The organism is Terriglobales bacterium (assembly GCA_035764005.1).
Taxonomy (GTDB): domain Bacteria; phylum Acidobacteriota; class Terriglobia; order Terriglobales; family Acidobacteriaceae; genus Gp1-AA112.
Genome location: DASTZZ010000046.1, coordinates 1 through 9,601, shown reverse-complemented (window position 1 = coordinate 9,601; position 9,601 = coordinate 1). Strand labels below are relative to the sequence as shown.

Here is a 9,601-nt window from a genome sequence, read left to right as displayed (position 1 = left end):
ATCTGGGCAGGAACGGACGACGGTCTTATTCATGTGACTCGCGACGGCGGCAGAAACTGGCAGAACGTCACGCCTCCCGACGTCACGCCGTGGAGCAAGGTCGCGCAGCTCGATGCCGGGCACTTCGATGCGCAGACCGCGTATGCCGCTGTGAACCGTTTTCGCGTCGACGATCTTCGCCCATACATCTATCGCACGCACGACGGCGGCAAGACGTGGCAGAAGATCACGAACGGATTGCCTGATAACGCTCCAGTAAACGTTGTACGCGAAGATCGTTTGCGCAAAGGGCTGCTCTTTGCTGGAACGGAAACATCTGTCTGGGTTTCGTTTGATGATGGCGACAACTGGCGGTCGCTGCAGTTGAATTTGCCGGCGACCTCGATGCGCGATGTTGTCGTTCATGAAGACGACATCATCGTCGGCACACATGGGCGCTCGTTCTGGATTCTCGATGACATCATGCCCCTGCGGCAGCTCCGGGCCGACACGCTAAATGACAACTTTCTTTTCCACCCCGCAGATGCGTATCGCTATCGCCGCGACACCAATACCGATACGCCACTCCCTCCGGAGGAACCTGTAGGCAAGAATCCGCCGGATGGAGCGATCATCGATTACTTCCTCAAGTCCGATGTTCCCACTCTGAAACTCGAGATTCTCGATGGCGGCTTCCACGTTCTGCGCACGTTCCCCAACAGCGACCGTCCCGCGCCGAGCCCGAAGGAGCTGCACATTCCCACGTATTGGGTAAAGCCCCCGCAAGAGCTGAACAAAACTGCGGGCATGCATCGCTTTGTTTGGGACCTCCATTTCGCTCCGCCTGAGACGCTCAGCCGCGACTATCCGATTTCGGCCGTTTTTCATGACACGCCGCTGGCGCCGCAAGGAATCCTCGCTCCTCCTGGTGAGTACATCGTCCGGCTCACGGTGAACGGACATGAATTCATGCAGCCGCTGGTCATCAAGGCTGATCCGCGCGTGAAAGCCACGCCGGAGGATTACGCGCAGCAGTATGCGTTGGAACAGAAGTTGATCGATGCGTTGCATCAGGATTACTCGGCTTTGCAGGAAGTCAGAAGCTTGCGCGCGCAGTTGAGTAGCTTGAAATCGCGGGCGCAGGGTACAGCCGCCGATTCCATTTCGAGACTCGACCAGCAAGCCGGCGCACTCGAGGGCGGCAGAGGCGGATTCGGCGCCTCCATGGGCGGACCACAGGCGCAGAGCTTGAGCCGTTTGAATGCTGCGTTGGCTCATCTGTTTGAAGTAGCTGGGCTTGCCGATGCGGCACCCACGACACAGGCCGTAGCAGCGTCGAATACAGTGCAGCAGTCGCTTACGGCGACGCTCAATCGATGGAACGAGGTCAAGAATGGAATCGGTTCGCTCAATCAGCATCTACAAAGCTCTGGACTGCCGACCATCGATCTGCGTCGTCCGGCCCCGCCGCAGGCGGAGGATGATGGTGGTGGCGATGAGCCGTAGAAAATGAAACGCAACGATCATGAAACGTTGTTCCAGGTTCCACATAAAATGCTCATTGTTAACACACTGTCATTCCTCGCGCCGCCGCGATGAAGTGTCCGTTACCAACACTTGGGTTCGCGGCGCGGGGAACCTGCTGTGTTTGAAAGCAAAATGAAACAGCAGGTCCCCCGGAGCGCACCCAAATGCTGCAAAGTCGATACTTCATCGCTGCGCTCCGAGGGATGACAATGCAAGATTACAATGCAAAAAGATATGGAGTTGCGGTCGGTCATTGCGGCTGTTGCAAAACGCTAGAACTTTTATTTCCTTCCCAAGAACCTGATCCTCGCCGTAAACGCGCGCCCATCGAAACCGCCATACGTCGCATAGTTCGTCGCATTGATGTTGTTGTTCACGAACGCCGGATTTTTACGATCGGTCACATTTTCTGCCACGCCGCGCAGCGCGAGTGCATAGCCTCGGAACGTGAATCGGAATTCCAGTCCGGGATTTAACGCGAAGTAGGAAGGGAAGCGATTTGAGTAAGCCGCGCCTACGATCTGTTGATTCTGATTGACCGTCGTCCACGGGAATCCAGTGTGGTAGTCGAGCGAATAGACAAAATCGAAGCGTTTGAACGGAGTTGGGAACCAACCCCAACTGATGAACCGATTTGGGACATCCCAGGGTAGCGGTCCGGCCATTTGCGTACTGAAGATGGGATTGTTCAATGAATAATCGACGACCGCATTCGAGTGAGCATAGGAATATGTGTACGCGCCGAAGACGTTGTAGTCTCCATGGAAGTGCTTGCGCGCTGTAACCTGGACAGAGCGATATCGATCTTGGCGCGTGTTGGTGAGGAGGTAGTTGCCGGAGAGGATCGAAGCGGTGTTCAGGTTTTGGAAAATGAATCCGTCGTTGCCGCTCTTCTGCAGATATTCGACAGCTCCGTAAATCCCGAGCGGAAGCTTTTGTTCCACTCCCGCGCTCCAGTTCAGGAATCTCGGCTCGTGCAGAGCAGGCTGATTAACAGCGAACGTTGTAACCAGAGGCGGACTGGTTAAATTGGTTCCAGTCGCGTCGTAGTAGTAGTCGAGCCGCGGGCCGGTCAAAGCGCGCGCGAGGTAATCCAAATGCGTGCGCTCGTAATAGACGCCCACACCGGCAGAAAACTTCGTTGTTCCTTCCGCGCCGAGCGCGTAGGTGCCCGCGATGCGCGGTGAGAACAATGGACGACGGATGATCTCATCCCAGTCGAAACGCAGGCCGGGCTGCACGATCACGCGTTCCAACGGCGACCATTTGTCCTCGATATAGCCGCTGGTTTCAAAGTTATTGCGGTCAAGTGAGGTCGAGGCCGGCAGCACGCTTTGACGGTAGAGCGTTCCATCGGATCGTTGCAGGAAAAAGGGCGTGTCTTGATACAACTGTGTGAAGTTGATCTGATCGATCTCGGTGCCCAGTTTCACATCATGGCGCCCGAAGGCAGTAAACCCGCGCAAAAACAGATTAGCGATGCCCTGCGCGCGGCGTGAAGTTCCATGGAACTCTTGGAAATAGTTCCCAGTGTTCAGATTGGGAGTAATCACGAATGGACTTGTGCCTTGCGGACGATAGCGATCATTGAACGCGTTCCAGGCAAATCCGGTTTCGAGGAGCGCTCCGCCAGAGAAATAATGGAGCTCCTTCACGTCTGCCAGATACGCGCCGATATCGCGTTTGACTGTTGCTGAAGAAGGTGTAGTTAGTGAAAGTCCCTGGTTGTCTTCGTCCTGCGTGTTGTTCAACAGACCAAAGCTGAGAATGTCACTGGGTCGGAGATTGATCTGTACTTTGGCCAGATTGCTTCCACGAAGGAATGGATCGCGATCCGAGCCTTTTGGCAGATCCCTGAATATGTAGTTGTCGTACTCGGCGTCCGCGGAGTCAAAGAACCAGATCTTTCCTTTCTTGATCGGCCCGGAAACGGTAGCGCGCGGAACCCATTTATCGAAGCCGATGCCTTTGCCCTTAATGTTCTTCCATGACGGAATAAAGTTCGTGGCATCGAAACGGAAGTGATCGTCTCCCATTCCCGTATTGAAATCGATGATTCCGCCCGACTCCTTCCCATATTGGGTCGATACCCGACTGCTCTGGACCGAGACTTCGCGCACTGCATCCGCGCTGAAACGCATAGCAAGATTCCCGCTTACCGGCGATGTGATTTCAAAACCGTCCAGTACATCACTGGTTTCATAAGTGGCAGCGCCGGCTACGTGAACTTGTCCGCTTGCGTCCTGCACGACCTGGGGCAGATAGGGAAGAATGTTGCGTATGTCGCGTGATGTCGGATAGGGAATGTTGACGATTTCCGGAGTGCCTAGCTGCTTCGTGTTGGCAGTCTGTGCAGGATCGATCCCCTGAACCGAGGCAGTCACGTTCACGGTTTCCTTCAGCTCCTGCACGTGGGGAACAGTAAGTTCCAGTGTCTGAGCATTCGCGATGCGGAGATTCGTCTTGGTGATTGGGTAGAAGTTGCTTCGCTCCGCGTGGACTGTGAAAGTATGTTCCGGATCCAGATTCAGGAAGCGGCCACGGCCTGCCGCGTCGGTCTGAATTCGCATCGCTTCGCCGGTTGCAGTGTCAGTGAGGGTAACGAAACAGTCGGGAACCACTACGTTGTTTTCATCCCCGACAACAACGGTCAGAGAAGTCCCACTATGCCTAGAAGGCGCAACCGGAATCGGCGCGCGGCGAGACGGCTGCTGCGCGAGCAAAACGCAAGGCCACGCAATCAGCGCTAGACATAGAAGAGCTCGCTGAAGGATCCTCATCCGCAAATTGGAGTCGGCAATTGTGAACTGCACCTATTAGATACCGTCAGCTACGAGAACAGGATGCCTGGGATGACAAGGGTGGCGCGCAGAGACGCAGGTGCATGCGTCTCCGCAGAGTACATAATCCCATAAACAACCTCAGCGTGCTTTGCGATTCTCGGATTCCTGTTCCTCTTCGCCACGGAACAACAGGGGAACGCTGAGCTGCAAAACACGTTCGCGGCGCTCCTCGGTGTCCTGCGCCGCCAGACGCGCCTTGAGCAGATCGGAGATAGATACGATGCCCACCACTTTGCCGGCATCGTCTCGGCGTACGACGGGAAGCTTGGTGAACCCGCTACTGGCCATGCGCTGAACAATTCGAGTAAGGCGCTCGTCGTCGTATGCAACCACAGGCTTGCTGATGACCAGTGAAGAGAGATTAGTGCCTTTCTTGCCCGCAGCAAACTGCTCAAGATCCCAACGCGGAATCACGCCGAGCATGTTTCCATCTGCGTCTTCAACGGGGAAGAGCCGCTGGATTCCGGCTTTCTCGTCGATCACCAACGCATCGCGGATCTGTTCGGGGGTCGCCTGGCTTGAGAGTTTTGCGATGTTGGTGCGCATCACTTCTTCTACCGCGAGGCTTTCCATGGGATCGACGATGTATTCACGCGAGAGATGGTACCCGCGACGGCTCAACTTCTCGGTGAGGATCGAACGTGGCAGCGTGAGAACGACAAGACCATACGAAACTAACGCGGAAATGAGCAGCGGCAGTAACACGCCGGGGTCATGAGTCAATTCAAAGGCGAACACCACGGCAGTCAGCGGTGCGCCCAGAGCGCCGGCGAGCACGGCAGCCATGCTGACGAGCGGCCAAAGCCCGACTCCGTAGTTCGGAAGGAAACGCGATTCAAGACCGCCGAGCGCTCCGCCCATGATGAGCAATGGAGCGAGCACGCCGCCGGACGTTCCGGAGCCGAGCGATACTGACCAGATGATCCCCTTCACAAAGAAAATGCCGAGCAGCAGCTTGAATGGGAGGTCATGGTCGAGCATGGACGCGATTACGTCATATCCAACGCCGAGGGTCTGAGGAAAAAAGATGCCGCCGATGCCCACGACAATCGCGCCGATCGCCGGCCACCACATCCAATGCAGGGGAAGATGACTGAATCCGTCCTCGACCAGATAGATAGCCGAACTCAGTAGAGCCGCAAGGATGCCTGCCAATAATCCAACCAGCATGCACGATGCCAGGCCGGCTGCGTTCATGGCGATGTGGTGTTCCGGAATGGGAAATAGCGGTCCCAGTCCGAGCAGGTAGTGGCGGGCTGCTGCCGCGGTTGCGCTGGCCATGGCCACAGGAATCAGGCTCCGCGGCTTCCACTCGAACAACAACAACTCGACTGCGAGCAGCACGGCGGACACGGGAGCCGCGAAGGTGGCGGACATTCCCGCTGCCGCACCGGCGACGAGAAGAGTTTTCCGTTCTGCGCTCGTCAAGCGAAAGAACTGCGCGATCAAAGATCCGACCGCGCCTCCGGTCATGATGATTGGACCTTCCGCGCCGAACGGTCCTCCGGAGCCGATAGCGATTGCCGCCGAGACCGGTTTGAGCACCGCAACTCGCGGTTCCACTTTGGCACCCTTCAGCAGAATCGCTTCAATGGCTTCAGGAATTCCGTGACCGCGAATGCGCTCCGATCCGTAGCGCGCCATGACGCCGACGATCAATCCGCCGACCACGGGAACGGCGATCACCCACAGTCCAAGCGTATTGAGTGCCGGCGATTTGTAGACCCAACTCCAATGATGAAAAAAGAAGAGGTTGTTAAAAAGGTAAATGAGTTTCAGCAGTATCAGCGCCAGGTACGCTCCTGCCACGCCGATTACGATGCAGAGCAACGACAGCGGAACCACTCGCAAATCGGTCGTGAAATCAGCTAAACGTGGAGCGTCAGGGGCCTGTGAGTGCGTTGTCATATTCTGGATGCAGCGGGAGACGCGGAGAGCGCGCTAGGAAACAGACAGAGACGCTGCTTAATCTCCAAGTGTAGCGCATTGCGATGCGACAGAGCAGGAACGTAGCGTGAGCGAATCCAGAATGAAATAGCTGCGAAGCTAGGCCCTGCCTCGAGGAATATCGAACCTCCGGCCCGAAAGGGCGGAACGTCTTAGGTCACGCGCGTGAGCTGTGGATAAAAATCAGAAATGATCGAGCTCGTCAGGGCTGCATAGATCGAATGCTCAAGCGAAAACGCATCTCGCCCTTCGGGCTCACGAAGGTCTCGCGTTTTTTCCCACGGCTTACGCACGTGGGCTAATGCATTCCGCCTTCGGGGTAACGCCCTTCAAAGACTCCAGTAAAGACTCAGTTCAGCGAACCGCAATGAGTCACCCGGAACTTCTGTATGTCGAGCACCCGTTCATTTTCCTTGGTCTTAGCCGCAGGCTGTTCAGGCAATTGCGGCAGCACTTCCCGCAGCGCCCATTGAATCCGATCAACCGCTTCCACGATCCCCACTTCCTGCTTCTGGCCTTTGCGAGTATAGAAGGTGATCACTTGCAGTGCATTGCGGATGTGGTGGTTCATCTCCGCGATGACGCGCAGGCGGCATTCAACATATTGCTGCCGCTGCCGCTCGCGCAGCGAAAGCACGTAAACCAGCGCTGCTCCCACCAGGCCGACCATCAGGTTTGAAAGGAGAATCAGGTCGCGACCGGGTACGCCCTTGCGATGAAGATGTACTTCGATGAAATAACTGGACAGCGCGATGGCCCCGAGTGCAACAAGGCTTTTGGCAAGACTTCGAACGTTCACAATATAAGTAGACGTCGAAAGAGGTCGAATTGTCCTACGACGACCACCTTAAGTCTTGTTAGCGTTTGTACTGGTGAAACGGGCGGCTGACGCTTAATGCCTTCCAGCTATATCCCTACTCGTATCTGAGCGCTTCGATGGGATCCAGATTCGCTGCTTTCCATGCGGGATAAATCCCGAATAGCAGGCCAATCGAGCATGACACCGAGAATGCCGCGACCGTCCAATAGACAGACATCGTGGCCGGCAGCGCCTCAAATGCAGCGCGAATGGACCATGTGATGATCCCGCCAATGATGATCCCAATCACGCCGCCAAGAGCACAGAGCGTAATTGCCTCCAGGGTGAACTGAAAGAGGATGTTCCGCTTGGTAGCGCCGATAGCCTTGCGCACACCGATCTCGCGCGTGCGCTCGGTTACCGAGACAAGCATGATGTTCATCACGCCGACCCCGCCCACCATCAAGCCGACACTGGAGACGGCGAACATGAAGACGAAGATTCCGCCCGTGAGCTGGTTCCAGAAATCGGAGAGCGCATCAGGGGTGAAGATAGCAAAGTTGTCCGGCTGGTTGAATTTCACGTGGCGCCGCCGGCGCAGCACTTCGCGGATTTCATCTTTCACGGCATCCATCGATGCGTGAGATTCAGCCTTCACGCTCACCCAATGATCTTTCAGCTCGGGATGGAGCTTCTTGAAAGTCTGTAATGGGAAATAGACGATGTTGTCTTCCGGATTCTTTCCGCCCCCGATTCCAGACTTGCGCTTGTCGGCCACTCCAATAACCGTGAAGAGCTCGCCTTCAATGGTGATTTCTTTACCGATCGCCGGTTCGTCTCCAAAGAGTTCGTCGGCTGTATCGTATCCGATTGCAATCACGTTCGCGCGCCGCTCGTCTTCTTCCTGGGTAAAGAACCGGCCCTCCTTCAGAGCGATGTCATACACATCCTTCACGGAGGCGGTGTCGCCTTCCAGGATCGTGTTCGTGGCCTTGCGGCCTTTGTACTTCACCGAGTAAATGCCCGCCTGAAAGATCGGGTTCACATAACGCACGCCGGCACAGACCGAATTCACATACGGCAGGTCGCGCAATGCCATAGCATCGTCGAGCGACAGCTCTTTGCGCTGAAGGAGTTCCGGTTTGGGCCGCCCAAATTGGAACACGTCAAAACGATAGATCCAGATAACGTTCGAGCCCATCTCGGCCACTTGCTCCTGAATGCGCGAATTGAGCCCGCGCACTACGGAGGAGATTGCGATCACGGTCATCACGCCGATGACGATTCCCAGAACGGTCAAGCCAGAGCGCAGCTTGTTCTTGGATATGGTGTCCATCGCCATGCGGACGGTTTCGAGATGGTCTTTACCTTGCATGATCTACAACTCCGCCCTCAGAGCTACGATCGGGTCGAGCTTCGCAGCCTTTCTAGCGGGATACACGCCGAAGAAAATCCCCACACTGGCTGATACCAGCAACGCGGCAATCACCGCCCACAACGCAATCGCCGACGGCATACCAATCAAAAGCGTAACCACCTTCGCGATGAAAATGCCGCCTAGTGTCCCGATAATTCCGCCCACCAGAGCCATCGTGCCGGACTCGATCAGGAACTGACTGAGCACGTCGCGCCGCTTGGCTCCGAGCGCCTTGCGAATGCCGATCTCGCGCGTTCGTTCCGTGACCGAAACCAGCATGATGTTCATGATCACAATGCCGCCGACGAGGAGTGAGATCGACGCAATCGCCACCGTCACTAAGAAGAAATTCTGGCTGATGCTCGCCCACAAGCTGATGAACGTCTGGTTGGTATCGATCTCGAAGCTGTCCGCGGCACCGGGAGCATCATGGCGCCTCGTGCGCAGAATTACGCGCACCTGGTCCATGGCATTGGTCATGGGCACGCCGACGCCATAGCCTTTGCCCCAGATCTTGATGCTGTTGCTGTTGTCGTGCGAACCGTATTTAGAGATGAAGGTCGTGAGCGGCAACATGACCCAGTTGTCGCGGCTCTGGCCCAGAGTCTTGCCTTCTTTTTTTCCTACGCCGATGATCGTATACGAGTCGCCGTCAACACGAATCTCTTTGCCGATCGGATCCGTGGCGCCAACCAGGTTCTCGAGAATGTCATTTCCGATTACGACTACCTGACGATTCGAGTGCTCATCGGCATCGCTGATGTTGCGGCCGTTCACAACGTCCAGATCGTAGATGCGGCCCATCGACGGCGTCCATCCGCGCACCTGCGTGTCGGAACTCGATGCCTGCGAAAACTTCACCACACCGTTGAACTTGTAAAGCGACGCGCCGACTACCTTGCATTCCGTACATTCGTCGCGCACAGCCTGATAGTCATCGAGCTGAAAGTTCTTGCGCTTTTGGCCCGTCATGTAATCTTCAAAGTTGGTGATGACGTTTTTCTGCTTGCTCACGATGAAGACGTCGGCGCCCAGATTGAAGACCTTCTCCGCCACATAGCCATTGATGCCATTCACGAACGTGACCAC

Annotated in this window: 6 protein-coding genes; 1 reads left to right on the top strand and 5 read right to left on the bottom strand. The window is 56.0% G+C overall.

Annotated elements, in window-relative coordinates; genetic code table 11:
• Positions 1-1,485 (top strand): glycoside hydrolase (locus VFU50_07250; protein HEU5232640.1); only part of this gene is annotated, 1,485 nt, incomplete at its 5' end.
• A 302-nt stretch (positions 1,486-1,787) separates the two neighbouring features.
• Here the strand turns inward: VFU50_07250 and VFU50_07245 are convergent.
• The 5 genes from VFU50_07245 to VFU50_07225 form a co-directional block, all read right to left on the bottom strand.
• Positions 1,788-4,286 (bottom strand): TonB-dependent receptor, encoded by a 2,499-nt coding sequence (locus VFU50_07245; GenBank protein ID HEU5232639.1) that lies wholly within the window; start codon positions 4,284-4,286, stop codon positions 1,788-1,790.
• 141 nt (positions 4,287-4,427) lie between these two features.
• Positions 4,428-6,257: a chloride channel protein gene (locus VFU50_07240; GenBank protein ID HEU5232638.1), complete on the bottom strand. Its 1,830-nt coding sequence runs from the start codon at positions 6,255-6,257 to the stop codon at positions 4,428-4,430.
• Between the two features lie 388 nt (positions 6,258-6,645).
• The gene (locus VFU50_07235) at positions 6,646-7,095 is read right to left on the bottom strand and encodes a hypothetical protein (GenBank protein HEU5232637.1); all 450 of its coding nucleotides are present in this window, start codon (positions 7,093-7,095) and stop codon (positions 6,646-6,648) included.
• Between the two features lie 115 nt (positions 7,096-7,210).
• Positions 7,211-8,470 carry an ABC transporter permease gene (locus VFU50_07230; protein HEU5232636.1) on the bottom strand — a complete coding sequence of 420 codons (1,260 nt, stop codon included), beginning with the start codon at positions 8,468-8,470 and terminating at the stop codon, positions 7,211-7,213.
• A gap of 3 nt (positions 8,471-8,473) precedes the next feature.
• Positions 8,474-9,601, bottom strand: a 1,128-nt coding sequence (locus VFU50_07225) for an ABC transporter permease (GenBank protein ID HEU5232635.1), incomplete at its 5' end; no start/stop codon positions are given.